Below are 21,959 nucleotides of genomic sequence, written 5' to 3' on the forward strand. Positions count from 1 at the left end.
CTGGGCGGGCGGGCTAGCTAGAATCGACGTCCTCCTCGGAGCTTGGCGGCAGACGTGAGTGAACGGCGGAAAAATCAGCAGGCGCAGGCGCTGCAGGAGGCGATCCACGCGCTGCGTGCGCGGCAGTTCGCCCGCGCCGAGCAGATCGCCGCCTCGATCCTGCGCACGGCCAGGACCGATCGTGCCGCGCTGCTCGTTCATGCCCATGCGCTGCTGGGCCAGCACCGCGCAAACGAGGCGCTCGTGCCGCTGGAGAAGGCTGTGCTCCGCGGCAGCGATCCGGAACTCGAGACGCTGCTCGGCGCCGCCTTGTGCGAGGCACGACGCGCCGCCGACGGCATCGCGCAGCTGCGCAAGACCGCGGCGCGGCGGCCGCCGTTTCTGCCGGCGTTCCAGGAACTGGCGGGGCGGCTTGCCAAGTCGGGGCAGCTCGGTGAAGCCATCGCCGTGATCGAGGAGGCGCTGACGCTGTCACCCGACAGCGTCGACCTCCAGCTCGATCTTGGACGCCTCTCTCTTCAGGCCAATGACCGCGTTCGTGCCCGCACGCACCTGCTGGCGGCGCGCGAGGCCGCGCCGGGACGGCCCGACATCCTGATCGAGCTCGCCTGGGTGCAGTTCCTCGACGGCGACTATGCCGAGGCCGCAGGCACCTACCGCCATGCGCTCGGGCTGCGGCCGGAGGACACGCAGACCCGCGCCAATCTCGCGATGTGTCTCGCCGAGATGGGGGATCGCGATGGCGCCCAGGCTGCGCTGCGCACGGCGGTGCGCGGCCGGCCGCATCTGCTGACCCGCGCGGCCTACACGCTCGCCGTCACCTCGCACGGCCGTTTCTTCTTCCGTCCGAGCGACGCTGCCAGATTCCTGCAGATCGACGGCGCTGCGACAGCTAAGCCCTGAACCGCTTGCGATAGACGCCGGTCTCGCGCTTCAGCGCATCGCGCACCTCGTGGATCTCGGCGATCTCCTCTTCGGTAAAGGCCGCGGTCTGCATCGCCCATGCCTGCCGCTTCACCGGAATGCATTGCGCGACCGGCGTTCCTCTCGGGATCAGGCCGCGGAACGCCGTGTCATGCCAGTGCGCCGGGAAGTGCACGAACGAGTCGTGAAAGCGGTCGCTGTCGACCAGTCCGGTCAAGGTGGTGAAGGGCAGGTCGAAGCGGTTGAGCGGATGCGTGAACAGCAATGCCCAGCCCTCCGGCGCTTCGATCGTCCAGAGATTGTGAAACTTGAGCAGGAAGCGGTCGGCCTCGAACAGCGGCGATCCCGTGACCTGGGCGACGTCGTGAAAGCTGATCGGCGAGCGCGGAAAATCGATCGCACCGCCCGGCGGCAGCTCGTTGTCCCAGCTGATGCCGCCGTCCTCGACCGCGAGATCGCAGATCAGCGGAATGAGGAAGCCCGTCGTCATCGCGTCGATGAAGGGCGGGCAGCGCTTGACGGTCTGCTCCTCGGCCTGGTTGAGCGCGCTGAACGCGGTGGCCGGCATCGTCTTGACCCAGTCGGGAACGCCCATCGGCGCCGGCACCGGTTGCGGGATCAGGCCTTCGAGCTCCTTCGGACAGCGGAATTTCAGCGTGAGCGGTTCAGTCTCGGACATCGGCGCCGCGGTTCTCCTGGGGACGACGGCAGATGTCTACGCCTTCGCCGCCGAAAGTCCAACCGGCCGAGCCCGGGCCTGGCGATGCTCTATCTCGTCAGATGCGCCTCGGACACCGCATGATTGAACATCGCGTTCAGCGCCGACGTGATGTCGGCGGGCGTGTTCGCAGTATAGAAGAATCCTGGCGAGGCGCAGGCCTTCAGGCTCGGCGGAATCGAAGGAATGTTGCTGTTGGCATAGTCGTCTTCGTCACCGGCGAAGGATGCGTTCACCGGATTGATCACCTGGTAGGGTATGTAGAGCACGGAAATGATGATGCCGCGGTTCTTCAGCGGTGTGCAGGAGGTGTTCGGATCGATCACGGTGGCATGGTTGCTGCCTGACCATGAGCCATTGGGGACGCCCTTGACCTGCGGGTCCTGTGCGCCGTCGGTGACCAGGAATACGTAGGGCAGGGTGTTGGTCGAAGCGCTGCCGTTGCCGACACTGACGATCAGGTTGTTGACGCTGGAGAGGGCCGTGTCGATGTGCGTGCCGCCCGAGCCCAGAAATGCGTTGGTGTTGGTGTCGAGCAGGGTCGCGAGGTTGGCGGCTGCATAGTTGATGGTGGTCGAATCCGACGTCGAGCCGTTGATGCTGCTGGTGAGCGGGAAGTAGGAATAGAGATAGCGAATGAAGGGATAGAGACCGATCCGGAACTGGTTGCTGACCTTCTTGGTGTTGTTCGCAGTGACGAACAGCTGGTTCACGGCATAGCCCACCGCATCCAGCCGCAGCTGGATGCAAGAATCCGTCCCGTCGGTCGGACAGTTCGCAACGGTCGCCAGGTTCTTGTACAGCGAGTTCGGCAGGCCGGACACGATCGACGACGGCAGTTGAACGCCCTTGGGGTTGTTCTTGTTGGTGGTCAGCAGGCTCTTGTAGCCGCTCTGGCTGACGCGCGAGATCGCATAGCCCAGGCAATAGTTGTTGGTAGGATATCCCTGGGTCCCCGTATCGGTGCACGCGCTGTTCTGCGGCGAGAAGTGGCACGCCAGCGTGCACCCCGTGGGGTATTGCCGGTAGTTGTCCGGGCTGATCGCCTGCATGCGCTGCGCTTCGGCCGATGTCGACGGCAGGCCCATCGAGCCGGAGACGTCCAGCGTCAAGTAGAAGTCGAGATAGAGCGGCAGGGTGACGGAGGAGGACGATTGGCCGCTGACCGTCAGATTCTGATAGCCGATCACCGTCAGGAACGTGGCCGGCACGTTGGCGGTGAATTGCACCTGCGACGTCAGTGTGGACCCACTCTTGGTGACGGTGCTGGTCTCAGACGTCAATGTGTAGCCTTGAAAGGTAGAGGCGTTGCCCTTGAAGATGTTGTCCGCCTCGGAGACCCCGGCGGTAACGGTTCCGTCCGACGTCATCGCCATCGCCGCTGCATAGCCTGCCGAGTTGACCGAGATCGAGGCGATGCTCGCGGCATCGGCCGCAGACTGGAGCCTGATCTTCATGCGCATGGCCATGGAGTAGTCGGTCGCGCATCCGATCGCCGTGAGAATCGGCAACAGCGCCAGCGCGAATGTGACCGCGATATTGGCCTTGCTGTCGCGGGAGAAGCGCGCGATGGCGGCGATCGCCCGGCTCGCTGGTCGGCTGATATCCGTCATGCTCTTCCTCAAAAGATCCCGTTGGGGCGGTGAGGACCTGTATTCTTTTCCTTGTTGGCGCTTCCCTGCGGCGATCATCTCCGCGACTGCTTCAAGGAGACCTGCAGTGAGAACCGGGCACGAGCTCCGCCCGCTCCCCGGTCGTGAGCAGAGGGGGACGCCGTCGCGCGCGGGACCACATGTGGATGTATCGGACGCCGATTGCGAATTCGGTTGACCTGCGACGAAACATCGCAGGCGACTGTTGCGATTTTGTTTACGTGGCGAGAGAGAGGCGCCGTCCTCCAATACCGTGCCAGCCCATGCATGCACCCGTCGTCAGCGCGGAGCCGCGCCGACGATCCACGGAGCAGCCGCCGCTACTTGGTCGACAGCACCTCGCCGAACCGCTCCCACTGCTTGCCGGTGAAGCGCATGAACTGCACCTGCTCGACCGGGAGGTGGTCGCTCTCGCTGGTGCTGACCTTGATGCCCGGCAGCAGCATCGGCAGCTCCAGATCCTTGATCGACAGCGCTTGCCGCAAAATGTTCTCGCGCGACAGATCGTTGCCGGCGGCCTTCAGCACGTGCTCCAGCACCATGCCGTTGTTGTAGCCGTTGACGTAGTTGGAATCACGGATGTCGCCGTCGGGCACGTATTTGGCCATGTAGTCGCGCCAGCCCTTGACGCCGGCATCGTCCGCCCAGGCCGGATCGAGCGGGTCCTTCACGTAAGCCGTCGAGATGATGCCGGTGCCGGCCTCGAGGCCGGCCGGCTCCATCACCGACGACATCCACACCGAGACGTTGCTCAGGAACGTCAGCGGGCGCCAGTTGATCTCATGGGTCTTGCGGATCGCCTGCGCGGCGAATTTCGGCGTCGCGGCAATGATCAGCGCATCGGCGCCGGTCGATTTCAGCTTCACGATCTGCGAGTCGATGGTCGGATCGGTCGACTCGTAGCTTGCGACGGTCACCGCGCTGTCGAAGCGCTCGCCCAGCACGTCCTTCAGCCCGGCGAGATAGTCGCGGCCAAAATCGTCATTCTGCGCGAGAATGGCAAAGGTCGCATCCGGCTTCTTCTGCAGAGCGTAGCGCGCATACATCCGGGCCTCGTTGCGGAACGGCGCCATCACCCCCATCAAGGCCAGCGGAAATTGCTGGGGATCACCGAACTTCGAGGCGCCCGAGGCCACGAACAGCTGCGGCACCTTCTTGCCCTGGAGATACTTGGCGATCGCAGTGTTGTGCGCGGTGCCCATGGTCGAGAAGATGAACGACACCTCGTCGCTCTCGACCAGCCGTCGCGTCTGCTCCACGGTCTTGGGCGGCACGTAGCCGTCGTCCAGCGAGATCAGGTTGACCTTGCGGCCGTTAATGCCGCCGCGGTCGTTGACCATCTTGAAATAGGCCACCTCGCCTTTGCCGAGGATGCCGAAGGCGGACACGGGCCCGCTGTAGGGCATGGTCTGTCCAATGCGGATCTCGCCGGCGGTGATGCCCGGCTGATCCTCCGCCCGCACGGGCGCGGCGAGGACGGACGCGACGACGAACAATCCTGCCGCTGCGATGGCGCTTCGCATGGATACCTCCCTGGTGGCCGCGCTGCCGGCGGCGTTTTGGCGCTCAGCATAGGGGGAGGTTGAGGGTCGTGCAATTAAAATATATTTTTTTGATGAAAATGTACTTTCTGGCTCTGCTAGTGTGAATTCCCGCGAAAGTGAGTCGATGTCCGGCAGCGCCACCCAGACCGTCTACGAGCAGTTGCGTGCCAGCCTGCTCGCCGGCCTCTATCGTCCGGAGGAGAAGCTGAAGATCAGCGAGCTCGGATCAGCCTTCTCGGTCAGCACGGGGGCGATCCGCGAGGCGTTGGCGCGGCTCACGGCGGAAGGGCTGGTGACGGCGACGCCGCAGCGCGGCTTCCGCGTGGCGCCGGTCTCGGTGGCCGATCTGCGCGATCTGACCGACATGCGCGTCGAGATCGAGACCAAGTGCCTGCGCCGCGCCATCGCCAACGGTGATCTTGCCTGGGAGACCACGGTCGTTGCCGCGCATCACCGTCTGGCCGCGACGCCGATCGCGGCTCATGACGGCAGCTTCTCGCCGGCCTGGATGCTGGCGCATGCCGATTTCCATGCCGCGTTGGCCCAGGCCTGTGGCAGCGCCTGGATGATGCGGGTGCGTGATCTCCTGTTTGCACACAACGAGCGCTATCTCGATCTCGCCCGCAAGACCGATCGGGGCAACCGCGATGCCGCGCGTGAGCATCGCGAACTGATGGAGGCGGCGCTGGCGCGCGACACCGAGCGCGCTGTGATGCTCATGACGGCGCATCTCGACAAGACCCGGGACACGATCGAGGCGGCGCTGCTCGCAGCGACGGCGATGAACGAGGCGAAGTAGGACCCTATCAGGACGCAGACGGCGAACGTCTTCGACGCGATCCGTCCCTAACCGGATGTCACCAGCCGAATGAATGAGGGTAGCCTGACGGCTGCGGACACTTCATTCGGGGGGCGATGTACTTCCGCTGAGAAGCGTCGAACTAAGCGCGCCGCGCGTAGATGCGATCGCTCGGCGCGACGCGAACCACCATGCCTCGAGCGCGGTCGTAGTCCACCCTTGTCGTCGACATCATCCGTCAAGCGCGAGCTGTTAAGAAAATTCAACCTTTTCGAGCGCCGACGCCTCCCTCGTCCCGATGCATTTGTGAATCCGCCGTCAGTGTTAATCGGGCTTCATGCCGGGCTTGCTGTGCATTCAAGCATGCATTCACCACGCGGCGATCTCTCCAAGTTTGGAAACGTCCCGGTAACGCGCCGTCCCGCTAGTGGCGTCCACTAACGACATTCCTGGAGGAGACATTGATGATTATGAAGATTGCGCGGAAGCTGGTTGGTCCCCATGCGCTCAATTCCGGCTTCGGTCTGGTGACCATGTTCTCATTGACCGGCGTGGTCGCTTCACTCGTGCTGGTCCAGCACGGGGTGAATGTCAGCCCGCCCGCGATGTTCTGATCGAACCGCTGCCGACCCGGCCCCAGTCGGTAGTTGGTCCGCAGGACTCACCCGTCCCGAGGCGGGCTGCCTGCAACCTCTCTCGAGACAAGCTGTCACCGACAGTCATTCGGGCCGTGAACCGGTCTTCCTGGCGCGCGATCCGATCAGCTCGGCGACGAGCGGATTGGCGTAGCGGCGCTGCTGGCTCACGGCAAAGAACTGCTCCTTCAGCGCACTCAGCCGCGCGCGCTCGACGAGCGTGCCGGAGCGCAGCTCGTCGATCACGACGATCGACGGCACCAATGTGACGGTGCCGCTCTCGCGGGCCATCAGGCGCAGCATCGCCATGTCGTCGACCTCGGCGGCGATGATCGGGCGGATCCCGCCCGATCCGACTAGCGCATCGAAGGCCGAGCGCAGCGCGCTGCCTCGGCCGGGCAGGATCACGGGCGTCGTCGCGAGATCCTGCGGAAAGCGGAATCGCGCGGGCCCGGTCGGCTTGCGGCCGACGAGGCTGACGCGCTGTTCGTCGATCAGTGTGTTCTCGAAACTGCTGCGCATGTCCGGCGCTGCCGGATGGTTGGCGAGCACGAGGTCGAGCTTGTGGGAATCGAGCTGCTCCAGGAGCTCGGCGAACTGGCCGGTGCGGATGATCAGCTCAACGTCGACCCGCGCGATCAGCGGCTTCAGGAAGGCGATCTGGAAGTTGCGCGACAGGTTCGCCGCGGCGCCGACCCGCAGCAACTGTCGTCCCGGCCGTAGGCCCGACAGCGTCTCGATCAGCTCATGGCCGGACTTGAACACGCTGCCGGCATAGTCGAGCGCGATGCGCCCGGCCTCGGTGAGCTGCAGAGTGCGGCCGGTGCGCTCGAACAGCTTCTGCCCGAGCTGCGCCTCCAGCGCCTTGATCTGTACCGAGAGAGAGGAGGGCGAGACGTTGAGCCGCTGCGCGGCGCGGCTCATGCTGCCTTCGCTGGCGATGACCCAGAAATAGCGCAGGTGATGGTAGTTCAGGTGCGGCATGGCATCGTTCTATATTTTATAACGATCAGGTTCAATCATTGAAATTTTAAGAAGCATCGTGGGCCGGTAAAGCAGGGGGCAGCCGTCTCATTTGATCAACCTGTCGAGCCGTCATGAACCCGCTCATTCCCTGCCTCGCGGCGCTTGCGCCGCTCACGCTGTGTGTCGCCGCACTTGTGGGCATCCACGCCAGCGCCCGTGACGTTGCTCGCCGCGCGATCCTCGCCGCGGCGATCGCCTTCGGCATCGCGACGGTCGCGAGCCTCGCTGCGGCCGTCGTCGGGGCAGGGCGGACGCCGATGCTTGGCGGATACGGCCTCGGGCTGTCGCTTCAGCTCGACGCGCTCGGCGCCATCCTCTCGGTTCTCGTCAGCTTCATCGGCATGGTCGTGGTGCGCTACAGCCGCAACTATCTCGACGGCGATCCAGGTCAGGTCCGGTTCACGCGCTGGCTGCTGCTGACCCTCGCCGCGGTGCTGACACTGCTGATCGCGGGCAATCTGGTGCTTCTGCTCGCCGCCTGGGTCGCGACGAGCCTTTCGCTCGGCAAGCTGCTGTTGTTCTACGAGACCCGGCCGGCTGCGATCCGCGCCTCGCGCAAGAAGTTCGTCGCGAGCCGGCTCGGCGACGCCTGCCTCGCACTCGCTGCGCTGCTGCTCTACATCCGGTTCGGCACGCTGGAGATTGCCGGCCTCGTCGCCCACGCCCGGGTGGGCGAGGGGGTTGGCTCTCCGATCGTCACGATTGCAGCGCTCCTGATCGTCGCGACCGCCATGCTGAAATCCGCCCAGCTGCCGCTGCATGGCTGGCTGATCGAGGTGATGGAGACGCCGACGCCGGTGTCGGCGCTGCTGCATGCCGGCATCATCAATGCCGGCGGCTTCCTGGTGCTCAGGCTCAGCGACGTGCTGCTGCTGGCCACGCCCGCGCTCGACGTCCTCGCGATCGTCGGCGGCGCCACCGCGCTGTTCGGCTCGCTGGTGATGCTGACGCAGACCTCGGTGAAGGTGCAACTGGCCTATTCGACGGTGGCGCAGATGGGCTTCATGCTGCTGCAATGCGGGCTCGGCGCCTTCTCCGCGGCGCTGCTGCACATCGTGGCGCACTCGCTCTACAAGGCGCATGCCTTCCTGTCCTCGGGCAGCATCATCGATCTTGCCCGGGCGTCCTGGACACCGAGCCCCGGCGGCCAGCCGCACGCGGCACGGCTGATCCTGGCGCTGGTCGCCGTGATCGGGCTCGCGCTGCTCACCGGGTTCGCCTTCGGCATGACCTTGCGCACCAACCCGGCGCAGATCGCACTCGGCTCGGTGCTGCTGATGGGGCTCGTTCACCTGATGGCCAACGCCATCGACGAGCGGCCGAACGCCTTCGTCGTCGCTCGCGCCGCGGTCACCGCGGCCGGTGTCGCGATCGTCTACTTCGCGCTGCAGGCCGCGATGGCCTGGCTGGTCGGGGGCAGCATCCCGGCTGCACGGCCGGTCGACGGCATCGTGCCGATGCTGATCGCGGCCGCCGTCGTCGTGTCGTTCGCGGCCGTCACCGTGTTCCAGAACCAGATGATGCGCCGCGCCGACGCGCCGTTCTGGATCGCGGCCTACGTCCACCTGCGCAACGGCCTCTATCTCAACACGCTCGCCAACCGTCTCGTGCTGACCTTAGGGCCGAGGCATTCGACCGCACGTCTCCCGTCCAACCAGTGATCCGAGATCTCCGATGACCCAGGCCGCCCTCGCCATGTCCATGGCCGATCCGCTCGACACCCCCGCCGATGCCGGGCTCATGGCCCGCATCGACAGCGCCTGTCAGCGGGTCGCGCCGCTGTGGCCGCTGAAGCACTTCGTCGCGGTCAATCCGTTCCTCGGCTTCACCGGCCAGAGCTTCGCGGCGACCGCCGCCACCTTCGAGCGCGTGGTGCGCACGCGCATGCTGATGCCGCGGGCGTATTACCGGCAGGCGCTCGATGACGGCCGGATCGACGATGCCGCGCTGACGCAGGCTCTCATGTCGCATCCATCCATGGGCCTCGACGTCGAACAGCTCAAGCGCAAGGCTCTTGCCGAGGCCGCGCAGTCGTCGCCGCCCGCCGTGGTCGCGACCGTCGCCGAGGTGCTCGACCGGCTCGCCGAGGGCGACCGCTACGTCTCGCTTGTCGCCTTCATGATCGACGAGATCTCGGCCTTCTGCGCCACCTATTTCGACGAGGGGCAGGCGAGCTGGCCGAGCCCGGTGCGGAAGCTGAAGCCCTACGCGGCCTGGCGCAAATTCGCGGCCTACGATCGCAATCCCGAGGCGATGGGCCTTGCCGGATTCCGGAAAGCCGTCGCGGAGCTGCCCGCCGATCCGGTGCAGGCGATCGGCCTGATCGTGGATCGGCTGGGAATCCCAGCTCGGGCCGTCGAGGACTATCTGGTGCGGGCGCTGTTCGATCTCGGCGGCTGGTCGGCCTATGCGCGCTATATCGGCTGGAACGCGCAGCTCGACGGCGGGCGAGACGATACTCTGCTGGAACTGCTGGCCATTCGGCTCGCCTGGGGCTTTGCGCTGTTCCAGGCACGGACCGACGAGGCGTTCAAGAAGGCCTGGGCGCAGGCGATGGCCGAGGCGGCCAAGCTGCCGGCCGACCACCGGCTCGAGGAGACGCCCGAGCTTGCGATCGATCTCATTCTGCATGAAGCCTACGAGATCGGGTTCCGCGAGAGGCTCGTCGCGAAGCTCGCCACCCATGGTGCGCAGCGATCGATCACGCAGCTGCCGGCCCGGCCGCTGGTCCAGGCCGCGTTCTGCATCGACGTGCGCTCGGAGATCTTCCGCCGCGCGCTGGAGACCGCCTATCCGGAAGCCGAGACCATCGGCTTCGCCGGTTTCTTCGGCTTCCCGATCGAATACGTGCCGATTGGCCACACCAGAGGCGGCGCGCAGTGCCCGGTGCTGCTGAAGCCCGCCTTCACCGTCTGCGAGGCCGTCAAGGGCGCCGACGATGTCGAGGAGGCTGAGGTGCTTGGCCTGCGTCTGCTGCGGCGGCGCGCCGCCAAGGCATGGAAGTCGTTCAAGGTCTCGGCCGTGTCGTCGTTCTCCTTCGTGGAGGCTGCGGGCCTCGGCTTCGCCGCCAAGATCGCGACCGATAGCGCCGGCGTCACACGGCCGGTGCCGTCGCCGGTCGTAGATGGTCTCGATCCGGAGGTCGCCTCGCGGGTGATGCCGCAACTGACGCCCGGCGAACTCGGCGGGCGCGTGACCGGCTTCGACGACGTGCAGCGCGTCGCGATGGCGGAGGCGGTGCTGAAGGCGATGTCGCTGACCGGGCCGTTCGCGCGGCTCGTGCTACTGGCCGGCCACGGCAGCACGACGGTCAACAATCCGCACGCCTCCGGGCTCGATTGCGGCGCCTGCGGCGGTCACACGGGCGAAGCCAACGCGCGTGTCGCGGCAGCCGTGCTCAACGACCGGCGCGTCCGCGAGGGCCTCCGCGCCAAGGACATCGACATTCCCGCCGACTGCTGGTTCATCGGCGCGCTGCACGACACCACCACCGATGCGGTCACGCTGTTCGATGAGGACGACGTTCCGGCGGCGCTCGCGCAGGACCTCGCGCGGCTGAGGGCGCGGCTGACCGAGGCCGGACGGCTGGCGCGGCTCGAGCGCAGCGCCCTGCTCGGCATCCGCGACGCCTCGGATGTCGACGAGGCCGTCGTCGCGCGCACCCGCGACTGGTCGCAGGTGCGGCCCGAATGGGGGCTCGCCGGCAACGCCGCCTTCATCGCCGCGCCGCGCAGCTTCACCCGCGGGCTTGACCTCGGCGGCCGCGTCTTCCTGCACTCCTACGAGGCGGGGCGCGACGAGGGACATCGGACGCTCGAACTGATCATGACGGCGCCGATGGTGGTCGCGAGCTGGATCAATCTGCAGTACTACGGCTCGACCGTGAACAATGCCGCCTTCGGCAGCGGCAACAAGGTGCTGCACAACATCGTCGGGCAACTCGGCGTGCTCGAGGGCAATGCCGGCGATCTCCGGGTCGGACTGCCCTGGCAGTCGGTGCATGACGGCACCCGCTTCATCCACGAGCCGGTTCGCCTGAACGTGTTCATCGCCGCGCCGGAGAGTGCGATGGACGAGATCATGCAACGCCACCAGGGCGTCCGCGATCTCGTCGCCAATGGCTGGGTGATGCTGCATTCGCTGAGCGAGCAGGGCACGACCATCCGGCGGTGCCTACGCCCCGGTCTCTGGAGGGCGGCATGACGCGCTGGCGCGCCTCGCCGTCGGCAAGGCGCGCCGCTTCACATCCTCACAACGTCTTCAGATATTCGATGAGGTCCCAGCGCTCGTCCTCCGAGAAGGCGCCGCCGATGATGCCGTTTGGATAATCCTTGTTGGGCTTGGTCGGGCCTTCGAAGGAATGACCGAGCGTGCTGTTGCCCTTGATGGGCTTGCCGCTCGAATCGCTGGCCATGAACAGCGTCTGTCCGACCTTGCACGCGCTCTCGCCGCCCTTCGGCACGGCGAAGCCGACCGCCTTCGGGTCATAGTCGCGCGCGCCCTGGCAGAACGACGTCGGCCGCTCGGCAGCCGGCGTCAGCAGCCAGTACAGCGATGGCACTGAGCCGTTGTGCAGATAGGGCGCGGTCGCCCAGACGCCGTTGAGCGGGCGGGCGCGATAGCTCTTGCCGGCCGGGTTGGGGCAGTTCCTGCGATCGCCCCACAATGCGGTCCGCTCTGCCTCGGAGAGCTTGCGGTCCTCCATCCATTTGTCACTGGCCTTCTGCACGACGGCCATCAGCGCCAGCGCATAGGGCATGTCCGTGGTCGAGTCCTGCGGCAGGTTGCAACCCTTCAGGTCCTTGGCCGGATCGACCTCGAGAAAGCCTGCCACCTTGACCTTGCGGTTGGCGAGAATGCTCGCCTGTCCAGGGTCGGTCTGCATCGCGTCGACCGGCTTCTGCACGAGGTCGAGGATCGGGCCCTTGGCATTCCAGCCCTTGCTCTCCCAGTCATCGGCCGGCTTGATCTTCCAGAAGCTCTTGTCCGGATAGGTCTTGTCGAACACGGTGTCGGCGACCGGCCCGAGATGGCACTCGACGCAGATCGTTGCATAGAGCTTCCGGCCGCGTTCGACGCGGGCCGGATCGATCTTCCAGGCGTCGTCGCCGGCGAACAGCTTCTCCGGCCATTTCGGCGAGGTCAGCCCGCCGAACGCGGGCGTCGTCGTCGCGAACGGATCGGGACCGCGCAGCATGTTCTCGATGTAGAGCAGATTTTCGATCGCCATCGACGAGCGCCACAGCTTGTCCCGTGCGGTCTCCGGCGAGAGGTTGATCTGTGCAAACACGCCGAGCGCCTCGCCGGCATTGCGGATCAAGGGCTGCGCGATCGAGCCGTCATACTGCGCCCAGGAGAACCACGGCACCGTCCAGATGGGCGGATACGACACCGGCGCGTCGATGGCCTCCTGGTTGCCGAGCATGTTCGGCAGGCCGCTCACGGCCATGTCGAGATAGAACACCTGGTTGCCGATGCGGTTGAGTGCATCGAGCCTGCCGAAGCCTTCCTCGGTCTCGATCTGCTTCTTGGCCTTGATCGTGTCCTTGTAGTTCTTGGCCTGCATGTTGAGCGCGAAGGAGGTCGCGTCCTTCAGCCCCTTCTTCAGGGCGTCGCGATCGGCATCGGTTGCATTGGGCCCAAGCACGCGATCGGCAAAGCGCGAGAAGCGTCCGGGCACGTATTGCGTGAAGATCATCGCAAAACCCATGGCTTCTTCCAGCTTGCGCAGGTCGACCATGCCGGGGCCGCCGTCGAAGCGCACGCTCACGCCTTTGTAGTGAATGCTGCCGGCGTGGCAGGCCGCGCAGGTGAGGCCGATCTTGTCGGATTGCGGCGCACCGGTGGTGGGATCGGCAGCGCCAGTGAGCCGCGCGAAGCCGACCGGCAGGCCGCCTTCGTTGCCGGCCGGGGTCGGCTTGAGGCCGGCGGGTAGCGGCGCGGCGGGCTCGGTCTTGGCAGCCGTGGCGGCGTAGCCGAACGGCCGGAGGACGCTTGGGTCGCCGTCGACGCTCTTCGGGCTCGGGATGAAGCCGAAGCGTTCGAGATAGGCGCTGTCGGAGATCAGGCCGGGCGTGCCGAACGGCGTCAGATAAGGCTGCTCCATCGCCATGAACCAGGCGTAGGGAATCGGGAAGGTCGCGGTGCCCTGCGTCACGTGGTGAAACCAGTGCCGGTCCTGCGTGGTCCAGCCCTGGTCGAGCCAGTAGGCCGCCTTGGTCGGCTCGGTCTCGGGCAGCGCGGGCGGCACCAGGGCCGCGGCATCGGACGGCAGGATGGAGCGTAGCTTGTCGCTCACCGCGTCCGGCGCGGCCACCCAGAGCAGCAGCAGCGCCAGCGCCGCGGCGACCGCGCCGCCGACGAGCGCCTTGCCGATGCGCCAGACGATGTTCGCGGGCTTGGGTTTGGCCATCAGCCGCGCGGCGATACGCTGCGGCAGGCGACGCTCGACGAACAGCGCGCGGACCTCGGCCACGGAGAGATAGCGGCCATCGCCGTCGCCCTTACCGAGGATGTTCAGCAGCACCGGCCATTCGCCCTGCATCAGGATCGGGAAGTACCAGCGTGCCTGGTCGCCGTCGCGCGTCAGATTGGCCTTCATGAAGGTCTGGATCTGGGCCGCGTTGAGGCCGCGCTCGGTGCCCCCGTTGGGATCGGGATAGTCGCTGCCAAAGCTTGCGAAGCGGTCGATCTCCTCGGGATGGACCTTGGCCTCGGCGTCGAGGATGCGCGAGCCGCCGCCATGCTTGTCGAGCGGACCGTTGCGCAACTGGTCGAGATCGGCGCCGGACCACAGGCTCTTCAGGAGCCGCAGCGGCGACAGGCCGTTCGCGATCAGCGCCACGCCGAAGGTCTCGATGCCGACGAGCCGCTTCTTGAAGCCGGTCTCGCCGCTTGCCGCCTCGACCCGGTCGCCGATGGTCTTCAGCGGGACGCTGTGGCCGTCGACGAAGCCGCCGGCGACGAGCGCACGCAGGAAGGGGCACGGGTTGTCGGACGAGACCGGAAGCTGTCCGGGCAGGGCGTCACGGGCGCGGGCGCTGTCTTCTTGCATCGAAGAACATCCTTGGAAAGCACCTGAGTGATGAAAACGAAATCACGCAAACAAACGAAGGCGGCGCCGAATTGCGCCGAGGAACGGGCGGGTCGGCCGCCGTCTGAACGCTACAATGCAATCGTGAATGATTGGAGTAACCCGCCCAAGTGTCAACCTCAAGTGTCAACCTCAAGTCGCGATCGCGCTATTCGCCCGCGAATTTGGCCTTGGTGTCCACGAGGGTGAGCTTGGTCAACGGGATGCCGGCCTTGGTGAGGCCGTCGCGATAATGCGCGATGTCAGCAGGATTGCGCCAGCGGATGTTGCTCAGGAGGCGCTCGATCGTCATCCACGGATGCTGGCTCAAAAGCGCCGCGACGGCCTCGCCGGCTTCGACCGAGCGTCCGAGCTGCGCCAGCGCGGCGGCGCGGATCGCGAGGCACTGAAGATGGTTCGGATTCTGATAGTGCGACTCCCGCGCCCAGGACAGCGAGGCGTCGTACTGGCCGAGCATGTAGTGGCTGAACGCGCTCAGCACCGACCATTGATAGCGCGGATCGCTGTTGCCGCGCTGGGCAGCGACCGAGAACAGCTCGATCGCCTGACGGTGCTCGCCGCCGACGAGATGGCAGACGCCAAGCACGCCGCGCGCACCCATGTCATAGGGATTGAGCTGCAGCGCCTTGCGCGCCGCCTCCATCCCGGCCTCGACCCGGCCCTGCATGGCATGGACATAGGCCAGCAGCGAATAGGAGAACGACGAGCGGGAATCGAGCCGGACGCCGGCCTCGGCCAGCGCCATTGCCTCGTCCCACAGCTCCCGTGAATTCCTGATCCAGCCGAAATGGATGCCCTGCAGCAGGATGGTGCCGAGATAGGTGTGGGCGATCGCGAGACCTGGGTCGATCCTGATCGCCTCGCGGAACAGCGCGATCGAGCTCTCGTAGTCGGCCTTGGTCGGTTGGTAGTAGTGCGACAGCCCGCGCAGGAAGCGGTCCCACGCCGTGAGGTCGGTCGTCTTGGACCGCACCGGCACCGCGGCCTCGGCGCGGTAGATCTCGGGGATCAGCGCGGTGCACAGGTTGGCGGTGATGTCGTCCTGCACGGCAAACAGGTCGCCGATGTCGCGGTCGTAGCGGCCGGCCCACAGCTGCTCGCCGTTCTCCGGCGCGACCAGCTCGGCGGTGACCCTGATCTTGTCGCCGGAGCGCCGCACCGAGCCCTGGATGAGATAGGTCGCATCGATCTCGCGTGCGATCAGGCGGGCGCTCATGCCGGCATGCTTGAAGGCGAAGGTGGAGTTGCGGCTGAGCACCCGGAAGAACGACTGCAGCGACAGCGCATGGATGAGGTCCTCCGCCAGGCCGTCCGAGAAGTACTCGTCGGTCTCGCCGCTGAGATTGGCGAATGGCAGCACGCCGACGATGGCGGTCCGGTATTGCGCCGGCAGGGCCGTGGCGGACCGCTGCTCGCGTCTCTTCTCCGGCGAGGACGGATCCCAGGTCCAGACGTTGATCGTGTCTTCGATGTTCTTGAAGCGGAACGGCCCGCGGTCGACGAAGGTGACCGTGAGGTGCTTGCTGGCTTCCTGGTAGGCCTTGTGGGAGACGGCAATTCCGCCAGGCGGTGCTGCGGCTTCAAGTCGCACCGCAGTATTGACGCCGTCGCCGAATACCTCGTCCTCATCGAAGATGACGTCGCCCATGTTGAGGCCGAGGCGAAACTGCATCACGCGGTCGGCCGGCAAATGAGCATTGCGCTCGGCCATCAGCTTCTGCACCTCGACCGAGGCCGCGATGGCGCCGACGACGCTCGGAAATTCCAGGAGAAACCCGTCCCCTGTGTATTTCACGATGCGGCCGCCGTGATTGAGGATGATCGGGTGGATGGCGCCGCGATGCGCCTTGAACGCGGCATGGGTTCCCGCCTCGTCGGCGCCCATCATCCGCGAGTAACCGACCACATCGGCACAGACAATCGCGGCCAGCCGTCTCTCCATTCCGTCTTTGCTCCCACACACGGCGATACCACGGCAACAGCGGTCGAATCCAATCAATTTGCGGAAGCAATGTGTAGGCCATGTGGCGGGCCGGCACCATGCGGCCCGATTGGCTCAAACCAGCCCGGCCCTGATCAGTCCGTCGCGGTAGTGATCGATATCCTCCCGGCGTTTCCATCGGATGTTCTTGATGTGGCGGTCGAGCGTCAGCCAGGGATATTGCGCGCGCAGCACGTCGACGGCGTCGCCCGCCTGATCGGTCGCGCCAAGCTGCGCCAGGGTCGCCGCGCGGATCGTCAGCGCCTGCAGATGGTTCGGGTAGAGAAACAGCTCCTCGCGGGCCCAGGACAACGCGGCCTCATAGCGGCCGAGCAGGTAGTGGCTGTAGGCGTTCAGCGCCGGCCATTGGTAGCGCGGATCGCTGTTGCCGCGCTGGGCCGCGATCGAGAACAGATCGATCGCCTGCTGGTGCTCGCCGTTGACCATATGGCAAAGCCCGAGCACTCCGCGCGCGCCCATGTCGTAGGCATTGAGCTCGGTCGCCTTGCGCGCCGCCTTCATGCCGTCCTCATGGTCGCCCTGCATGGCCTGCACGAAGGCAAGGATCGCATAGGCGAACGACGAGCGCCCGTCGAGCCGCACGCTGTCCAGCGCCAGATTTTTCGCCTCGTCCCAGAGCTCGCGCGAGCCCTTGATCCAGCCGAAATTGATACCCTGCATCAGAATGGTCGCAAGATAAGCGTGGGCGAGCCCGAGAGTGGGATCGAGCGCAATCGCCTGCCGAAACAGCGAGATGGAGATCTCGTAGTCGGCCTTGGTCGGTCGGTAGTAGTGCGACAGACCGCGCAGGAAGCGGTCCCAGGCGGTCGGGTCGGTCGCCGGCGCACGGACCGGAATCGAGGCTTCAACACGATAGATCTCCGGCATCAGCGCCGCGCACAGGCTGGTGGTGATCTCGTCCTGCATCGCGAAGAGATCACCGACGTCGCCGTCGTAGCGACCGGTCCACAATTGAGCGCCGGTCTCGGGCGCGATCAGCTCCGCCGTCACGCGGAGCTTGTGACGAGAGCGCCGCACCGTTCCCTGAATCAGGTAGGTCGCATCGATCTCGCGTGCGATCAGGCGGGGATTGAGGCCGCGGTCCCTGAAGCGAAACGTCGAGGTGCGGCTCAGGACGCGAAAGAACGATTGCAGCGACAGCGCATGGATCAGGTCGTCTGCGAGCCCGTCGGCGAGATACGCGTCGGCGCCGTCGGAGAGGTTGACGAACGGCAGCACGCCGACGATCGCGGAGCGATATTGCGGCGGCAGGCCGGTGACGCTCGTCCCGCTCCGGATCGCCGCGCTACCCGGCTCCCATGTCCACGCCTGCACCGGCTCCTGAAGGTTCTTGAACTGAAAGCTTCCGGCGCTGGTCAGCTTGATGGGCAGTTGCGGGCCGGCCTCCTCATAAGCCTTGGCCGAGACGGCAACACCGCCCGGGACGGCGATCGATTCCAGATTGACGGCGACATTGATGCCGTCGCCGAAGGCCTCGCCGTCATCGACCGTGAACTCACCCTGATGGATTCCCAGCCGGAAGCGCATGTTGCGGTCGGACGGCAGATCGGCGTTGCGCTCCGCCATCAAGGACTGCATCTCGATCCCGAACTGGATGGCGCTGGCGGCGGTGGCGAATTCCAGCAGAAAGCCGTCGCCGGTGTGTTTGACGATGCGGCCGGCGTGGTTGAGGATGATCGGATGGATGGCGCCGCGATGAGCCTTGAAGGCGGCGTGCGTGCCGTCCTCGTCGATACCCATCATGCGCGAATAGCCGGCGACGTCGGCGCAAAGGATGGCGGCGAGGCGTCTTTCCATCACATCGTGCTCCCGCCTCGCGCATACCACGGCCGAGGCGGCCGAATCCAACGCTTTTCCGGAACCCATCGCGGCACCTCGCCATGCGGCCCCGCGCCGGCCTCTGCGGGGCGAGACGGCAATGCCGAGGCCAGGTATGGTTAGACCAGTATTGTTAGGAAATGCTCAATCATGCTCGGCATTCACGATTTGCCTTTGTTTCTCGTCTCCGGGCTGCTGCTCAACATCACGCCGGGTCCCGACACCGCCTACATCGTCGGCCGCAGCGCGCAGATGGGCTGGCGCGGCGGGGCCGCTGCCGCCTTCGGCATCAGCACGGGCTGCCTGGTCCACGTGTTCGGAAGCGCGATCGGGTTGTCGGCGCTGCTCACAGCCTCTGCCACGGCCTTCGCTGCGGTGAAATGGGCCGGTGCGGCTTATCTGGTCTATCTCGGCATCACGCAGCTTCTGGCGCGGCGGCCGGACGCCGCCAGGACGAGTGATGCGACGTCGATGCCGGTGGTGACGCTGCACCAGGCGTTCTGGCAGGGCGCGCTCACCAACATCCTCAATCCGAAGGTCGCGATGTTCTTCCTCGCCTTCCTGCCGCAATTCGTCGCAGCCGAGGCGCCGCACAAGGCGATCGCCTTCCTGCTGCTCGGCACGATCTTCATCGTCAACAGCACGATCTGGTGCCTCGGCGTCGCCGTCGTCGCGGCCCGTGCTGCGCGCCGCGTGCGCGGCTCGTCCGCCACACTGCTCTGGCTCAACCGCGCGATCGGCGGGCTGCTGATCTATCTCGGGGTCCGGATCGCGATGCTCGAGGCGCGCTGACTTTACCAGAGCAGCTCGATGACCGCCGTGCCGGCGAGATACAGGCCGAGCAGGATCATGGCGATCAGGAACACACGGCGGAACGCCTCGGCCGGCAGTCGGGATCGCGCCGCCTGGCCGGCATACATGCCGAGAAAGGCGCCGGCCATCGCGACCGCGCCGGGCAGGGCGGTGGCCGTGCTGAGCAGGCCGGAGCTCGTCAAGTTGAAGGCCAGCGTGACCGTGGCGACCGTGAAGAACACGCCGAGGGCCTGGACCAACTCGTCCTTCTCGAGCCCGATCGCCTGCATGTACGGTACCGAGGGTACGACCTGCACGCCGGTGGCGGCCGAGATCAGCCCGGTGACGAGCCCGACGATGCCGCCGACCCATTTCTCGTGCGGCGGAGCGACCTTGAAGGCGAGCTTGGTGAGGCCGAGCAGGGCATAGAGCATCAGCAAGACGCCGAGCGCGACGTTGCCCCAGCGGGTCGAGGCATGGCTGAGCGCGCCGGCGTTGAGGCAGATGCCGATCGCGGTCCCCAGCATCAGCGGCCACAGGCGCCTGGCGATATCGCGCAGGTAAGGTCCGGCGAAGGTCTGCCAGATGTTGGTGATCACGGCCGGCACGATGACGATGGCGAGCGCGCGGCCCGGCGGCATGGCGACCGCGAGCAGTCCGACGGAGATGGTCGGCAGGCCGAGGCCGAGCGCGCCCTTGACGAAGCCGGCCAAGGTGAGCGCGAAGGCGATGAAGATGAGGATGGGATCGATCATGGTTGTCACATTGACCAGACTGCGCCGGCGGCACAATGTGGAGGTTACGGAGCAAGCCTTCGTCCAGGACTGAGGCAGGATGACCATGCGTTTCGATCTGGTCGATCTCAGGCTGTTCATTGCCGTGGCCGAGGCCCGCAGCATCACCGGGGGCGCCGACCGGGCGCATCTGGCGCTGGCCTCGGCGAGCGCGCGGATCAAGGGTCTGGAGGACGCGTTCGGCGTCGAGCTGTTCAAGCGCGGCCGGCGTGGCGTGGATCTGACCGCGGCCGGCGAGAGCCTGCTCGATCACGCCCGCATCATCATGGCCAATGTCGAGGCCATGCAGGGCGAGCTCTCGGGCTTCGCATCCGGCCGTCGCGCCAACGTGCAGCTGCTCGCCAATACGGTCGGCCTCGCCGAGCATCTGCCGAAGGCGCTGGCGGCCTTTCTGCGCGAGCATCCCGACATCAACGTCGATGTCGAGGAGCGCGAGAGCACCGAGATCGCCGAGGCGATCGCGTCCGGCCGGGCGGATCTCGGCTTTGCGGCGGAGCACGCTCTGCCCGAGACGATCGAGCGCTTCGCCTTCGGCGAGGACCGGCTGATCCTGGTGGCCGGACGGCGCAGCCCGTTCGCGGCCCGCCGGCAGATCGACTTCAGCGAGACCGCGGGGGAGGATTTCATCGGCCTCACGCAGGGGACGGCGCTCAACGTCCATATCGGCCGGCACGCCGCGCGGCTCGGCATCCGGCAGCACGTGCGGGCCAGGCTGCGCGATTTCGACGCGATCTGCCAGATGGTAGCGGCCGGGATCGGCATTGCCGTGGTGCCCGAAGCGGCGGCGCGACGTTGCGCGCGGTCGATGCCGATCAGCCTCGTCGCGCTACGCGACGCCTGGGCCGATCGGCGGCTCGTGATCTGCGCCCGCAGCTTCAAGGCGCTGCCGCGTCCCGCGAAACTGCTCGTCGAGCATTTACGACGGGCCGCCGCGTGAGGCGCCCGACGACAGGCCGATGGAGGCGGGCTCAGCCCGCCGCCAGCCGCTTCAGCGTCGCCTCATGGACGCGCTTGTCGCCGGCGGCGACGATCCGGCCGCCGTTCTGAGCCGGGCCGCCTTCCCAGTTGGTGACGATGCCGCCGGCGCCGTTGATGATCGGGATCAGCGCCGCGATGTCGTAGGGCTTGAGCTCGGTCTCGATGACGAGATCGAGATGGCCCGCGGCCAGCATGCAATAGGAGTAGCAGTCGCCGCCATAGCGCGACAGCCGCGTCTCGGCCTCGACCCGGCTGAAGGTGGCGCGATCGGCCTCGTTCATCAGCAGCGGGCTCGTCGTATAGCACACCGCATCCCCGAGACGCTCGCAGCGCCGCACCGAGAGCCGGCGCTCGCCGCCGCCGTTCTTGTAGTTGGCGGAGCCGTTGTCGCCGGCGAAGCGCTCGCCGATGAAGGGCTGGTGCATCATGCCGAACACCGGCGCGCCCTTGTGCAGCAGCGCGATCAGCGTGCCCCAGGTCGGAAAACCGGCAATGAAGGACTTGGTGCCGTCGATCGGATCGAGCACCCAGACGTAGTCGGCGTCCTCGCGCTCGTTGCCGAATTCCTCGCCGACGATGCCGTGCTGCGGAAAGTTCGCCTTGATCAGGCGGCGCATCACCGCCTCGGCGGCGCGGTCGGCCTCGGTCACCGGGTCGAAATCCTGCCGGCTGCTCTTGTTGTCGACCAGCAGCGAGGTCCGGAAGAACGGCAGGATGGTTTCGCCAGACGCGGTCGCCAGACGACCGATGAAGGCGGAGAAATCGATGACCGTCACAGCGCGTCCTTGGGTGAGGGAATCGGGTGGCAATGAGCCGCTATGCCTAGCTCAAAGCGGTTCGGGGTGCATCCGGATATGGAACACCGGCGTGGCATCATGGATACCGTTTGGTGTCCGGCCGCGCTTACGGGGCGCGATTGAGCCGTCGGAGCCCCTGATGTGAAAGTGAAAGCGAAACCGGCGTCCCTCTCCGATCGTTTGGAATCTCCAATCAAGCCATTGACTTTTATGATGAAAAGCAAAGCTGTTTCGCGCTGAACGCAACCCGGCCTATGTTTTTTTGCATGGAGAAAGGCGGAAAAACCCTTGCGCTTTGTGCAGCGCGATTGCATATTGTTGCGGTGCGGTAGCGCTTCGCGTTATCGCTGCCCTCCTTGGGCGTTTCCTCCCTAGACTTGGGCCGCT

At 66.1% G+C, this 21,959-nt stretch carries 16 protein-coding genes; 7 read left to right on the forward strand and 9 right to left on the reverse strand.

Annotated elements, in window-relative coordinates; genetic code table 11:
• The first annotated feature begins 54 nt into the window (after nt 1-54).
• Nucleotides 55-903, forward strand: a complete 849-nt coding sequence (locus ACQR1D_RS06950; protein WP_434893726.1) for a tetratricopeptide repeat protein — start codon at nt 55-57, stop codon at nt 901-903.
• On the opposite strand, the gene ACQR1D_RS06955 is transcribed toward ACQR1D_RS06950, so the two are convergent.
• The 3 genes from ACQR1D_RS06955 to ACQR1D_RS06965 all read right to left on the reverse strand — a co-directional run bounded on the left by ACQR1D_RS06955 (nt 893) and on the right by ACQR1D_RS06965 (nt 4,817).
• Complete coding sequence (locus ACQR1D_RS06955) at nt 893-1,603, reverse strand: hypothetical protein (protein ID WP_434893725.1); 711 nt, start codon at nt 1,601-1,603, stop codon at nt 893-895. The two genes, ACQR1D_RS06950 and ACQR1D_RS06955, sit on opposite strands and share 11 nt — an antisense overlap.
• Before the next feature lie 89 nt (nt 1,604-1,692).
• Nucleotides 1,693-3,255 (reverse strand): TadE/TadG family type IV pilus assembly protein, encoded by a 1,563-nt coding sequence (locus ACQR1D_RS06960; RefSeq protein ID WP_434893724.1) that lies wholly within the window; start codon nt 3,253-3,255, stop codon nt 1,693-1,695.
• Between the two features lie 359 nt (nt 3,256-3,614).
• Nucleotides 3,615-4,817 carry an ABC transporter substrate-binding protein gene (locus tag ACQR1D_RS06965; RefSeq protein ID WP_434863862.1) on the reverse strand — a complete coding sequence of 401 codons (1,203 nt, stop codon included), beginning with the start codon at nt 4,815-4,817 and terminating at the stop codon, nt 3,615-3,617.
• A gap of 145 nt (nt 4,818-4,962) precedes the next feature.
• Between ACQR1D_RS06965 and ACQR1D_RS06970 the strand changes: the two genes are divergently transcribed.
• Nucleotides 4,963-5,637 (forward strand): GntR family transcriptional regulator, encoded by a 675-nt coding sequence (locus tag ACQR1D_RS06970; protein WP_316217176.1) that lies wholly within the window; start codon nt 4,963-4,965, stop codon nt 5,635-5,637.
• A gap of 464 nt (nt 5,638-6,101) precedes the next feature.
• Nucleotides 6,102-6,251, forward strand: coding sequence for a hypothetical protein (locus tag ACQR1D_RS06975; RefSeq protein ID WP_316179605.1), 150 nt, complete (start codon nt 6,102-6,104; stop codon nt 6,249-6,251).
• A gap of 105 nt (nt 6,252-6,356) precedes the next feature.
• Here ACQR1D_RS06975 and ACQR1D_RS06980 read toward each other — a convergent pair whose 3' ends face one another.
• On the reverse strand, nt 6,357-7,256 hold the full coding sequence (locus ACQR1D_RS06980) for a LysR family transcriptional regulator (protein WP_316179603.1): 900 nt from the start codon (nt 7,254-7,256) through the stop codon (nt 6,357-6,359).
• 113 nt (nt 7,257-7,369) lie between these two features.
• Here ACQR1D_RS06980 and ACQR1D_RS06985 point away from each other — a divergent pair, with 113 nt between their 5' ends.
• Nucleotides 7,370-8,959 (forward strand): NADH-quinone oxidoreductase subunit L, encoded by a 1,590-nt coding sequence (locus ACQR1D_RS06985; protein ID WP_434893723.1) that lies wholly within the window; start codon nt 7,370-7,372, stop codon nt 8,957-8,959.
• 13 nt (nt 8,960-8,972) lie between these two features.
• The gene (locus tag ACQR1D_RS06990) at nt 8,973-11,501 is read left to right on the forward strand and encodes a YbcC family protein (protein ID WP_434893722.1); all 2,529 of its coding nucleotides are present in this window, start codon (nt 8,973-8,975) and stop codon (nt 11,499-11,501) included.
• A gap of 46 nt (nt 11,502-11,547) precedes the next feature.
• On the opposite strand, the gene ACQR1D_RS06995 is transcribed toward ACQR1D_RS06990, so the two are convergent.
• The 3 genes from ACQR1D_RS06995 to ACQR1D_RS07005 all read right to left on the reverse strand — a co-directional run bounded on the left by ACQR1D_RS06995 (nt 11,548) and on the right by ACQR1D_RS07005 (nt 18,190).
• Nucleotides 11,548-14,352 carry a di-heme-cytochrome C peroxidase gene (locus ACQR1D_RS06995; RefSeq protein ID WP_434839659.1) on the reverse strand — a complete coding sequence of 935 codons (2,805 nt, stop codon included), beginning with the start codon at nt 14,350-14,352 and terminating at the stop codon, nt 11,548-11,550.
• 187 nt (nt 14,353-14,539) lie between these two features.
• On the reverse strand, nt 14,540-16,333 hold the full coding sequence (locus tag ACQR1D_RS07000) for an adenylate/guanylate cyclase domain-containing protein (protein WP_315801827.1): 1,794 nt from the start codon (nt 16,331-16,333) through the stop codon (nt 14,540-14,542).
• 114 nt (nt 16,334-16,447) lie between these two features.
• The gene (locus tag ACQR1D_RS07005; protein WP_316217172.1) at nt 16,448-18,190 is read right to left on the reverse strand and encodes an adenylate/guanylate cyclase domain-containing protein; all 1,743 of its coding nucleotides are present in this window, start codon (nt 18,188-18,190) and stop codon (nt 16,448-16,450) included.
• Nucleotides 18,191-18,361: 171 nt separating this feature from the next.
• On the opposite strand from ACQR1D_RS07005, the gene ACQR1D_RS07010 reads away from it, so the two are divergent.
• Entirely contained in the window at nt 18,362-19,003 is a 642-nt protein-coding gene (locus ACQR1D_RS07010; RefSeq protein ID WP_315801829.1) for a LysE family translocator, read from the forward strand.
• A 2-nt stretch (nt 19,004-19,005) separates the two neighbouring features.
• On the opposite strand, the gene ACQR1D_RS07015 is transcribed toward ACQR1D_RS07010, so the two are convergent.
• Nucleotides 19,006-19,758 carry a sulfite exporter TauE/SafE family protein gene (locus tag ACQR1D_RS07015; protein WP_315801830.1) on the reverse strand — a complete coding sequence of 251 codons (753 nt, stop codon included), beginning with the start codon at nt 19,756-19,758 and terminating at the stop codon, nt 19,006-19,008.
• An 85-nt stretch (nt 19,759-19,843) separates the two neighbouring features.
• On the opposite strand from ACQR1D_RS07015, the gene ACQR1D_RS07020 reads away from it, so the two are divergent.
• Nucleotides 19,844-20,734 carry a LysR substrate-binding domain-containing protein gene (locus ACQR1D_RS07020; protein ID WP_315737053.1) on the forward strand — a complete coding sequence of 297 codons (891 nt, stop codon included), beginning with the start codon at nt 19,844-19,846 and terminating at the stop codon, nt 20,732-20,734.
• Between the two features lie 31 nt (nt 20,735-20,765).
• On the opposite strand, the gene hisN is transcribed toward ACQR1D_RS07020, so the two are convergent.
• A complete protein-coding gene (gene hisN / locus ACQR1D_RS07025) occupies nt 20,766-21,551 on the reverse strand; it encodes a histidinol-phosphatase (protein WP_434839660.1) in 786 nt (261 codons plus the stop codon).
• Nucleotides 21,552-21,959: the final 408 nt, after the last annotated feature.

The organism is Bradyrhizobium sp. HKCCYLRH2047, from assembly GCF_051168175.1.
GTDB lineage: Bacteria > Pseudomonadota > Alphaproteobacteria > Rhizobiales > Xanthobacteraceae > Bradyrhizobium.

Excerpts from the sequence above, each read along its gene's own strand:
- ACQR1D_RS06955 (WP_434893725.1), bottom strand. The coding sequence starts at position 1,603 with ATGTCCGAGACTGAACCGCTCACGCTGAAATTCCGCTGTCCGAAGGAG.
- ACQR1D_RS06960 (WP_434893724.1), bottom strand. The coding sequence starts at position 3,255 with ATGACGGATATCAGCCGACCAGCGAGCCGGGCGATCGCCGCCATCGCG.
- ACQR1D_RS06965 (WP_434863862.1), bottom strand. The coding sequence starts at position 4,817 with ATGCGAAGCGCCATCGCAGCGGCAGGATTGTTCGTCGTCGCGTCCGTC.
- ACQR1D_RS06970 (WP_316217176.1), top strand. The coding sequence starts at position 4,963 with ATGTCCGGCAGCGCCACCCAGACCGTCTACGAGCAGTTGCGTGCCAGC.
- ACQR1D_RS06975 (WP_316179605.1), top strand. The coding sequence starts at position 6,102 with ATGATTATGAAGATTGCGCGGAAGCTGGTTGGTCCCCATGCGCTCAAT.
- ACQR1D_RS06980 (WP_316179603.1), bottom strand. The coding sequence starts at position 7,256 with ATGCCGCACCTGAACTACCATCACCTGCGCTATTTCTGGGTCATCGCC.
- ACQR1D_RS06985 (WP_434893723.1), top strand. The coding sequence starts at position 7,370 with ATGAACCCGCTCATTCCCTGCCTCGCGGCGCTTGCGCCGCTCACGCTG.
- ACQR1D_RS06990 (WP_434893722.1), top strand. The coding sequence starts at position 8,973 with ATGACCCAGGCCGCCCTCGCCATGTCCATGGCCGATCCGCTCGACACC.
- ACQR1D_RS06995 (WP_434839659.1), bottom strand. The coding sequence starts at position 14,352 with ATGCAAGAAGACAGCGCCCGCGCCCGTGACGCCCTGCCCGGACAGCTT.
- ACQR1D_RS07000 (WP_315801827.1), bottom strand. The coding sequence starts at position 16,333 with ATGGAGAGACGGCTGGCCGCGATTGTCTGTGCCGATGTGGTCGGTTAC.
- ACQR1D_RS07005 (WP_316217172.1), bottom strand. The coding sequence starts at position 18,190 with ATGGAAAGACGCCTCGCCGCCATCCTTTGCGCCGACGTCGCCGGCTAT.
- ACQR1D_RS07010 (WP_315801829.1), top strand. The coding sequence starts at position 18,362 with ATGCTCGGCATTCACGATTTGCCTTTGTTTCTCGTCTCCGGGCTGCTG.
- ACQR1D_RS07015 (WP_315801830.1), bottom strand. The coding sequence starts at position 19,758 with ATGATCGATCCCATCCTCATCTTCATCGCCTTCGCGCTCACCTTGGCC.
- ACQR1D_RS07020 (WP_315737053.1), top strand. The coding sequence starts at position 19,844 with ATGCGTTTCGATCTGGTCGATCTCAGGCTGTTCATTGCCGTGGCCGAG.